Origin of the sequence: Aeromicrobium sp. Root495, assembly GCF_001426755.1 — a bacterium.
In the GTDB taxonomy this organism is placed as follows: Bacteria; Actinomycetota; Actinomycetes; order Propionibacteriales; family Nocardioidaceae; genus Aeromicrobium.
This window is the reverse complement of record NZ_LMFJ01000001.1, coordinates 2,528,553-2,528,889: the sequence shown is the minus strand read 5'-3', so window position 1 is coordinate 2,528,889 and position 337 is coordinate 2,528,553. Positions and strand designations below refer to the sequence as shown.

Annotated in this window: 1 protein-coding gene; it reads left to right on the top strand. The window is 63.5% G+C overall.

Annotation, left to right across the window (positions count from 1 at the left end; all coding sequences use genetic code 11):
• Positions 1-2 precede the first annotated feature (2 nt).
• Complete coding sequence (locus ASD11_RS17805; protein ID WP_082554341.1) at positions 3-176, top strand: CsbD family protein; 174 nt, start codon at positions 3-5, stop codon at positions 174-176.
• Positions 177-337: the final 161 nt, after the last annotated feature.

The following is a 337-nucleotide window of genomic DNA, read 5'->3' as shown; positions in this document are numbered from 1 at the left end:
TCATGAGCTTCATCGACAAGGCCAAGAACACCGCTGAGAAGGTCACGGGCGAGGTCAAGGAGGCCGTCGGCAAGGCGACCGACAACAAGGACCTGCAGGCCGAGGGCAAGAAGGACCAGGCCAAGGGCGACGTGAAGAACACCGTCGAGGACGTCAAGGACGTCTTCAAGAAGTGACCCCGTCCGTGCCGGTCCGCTCCGGCGGGCCGGCACGACTGCTTCATCAGCAGCACGCAATACCCACCACGCAGTACCCATCACGCAGCACGCAGCAGGATCGTTGATCCGTCGGTGCCCCCGGCAGGATTCGAACCTGCGGCCTGCGGTTGAGGAAACCG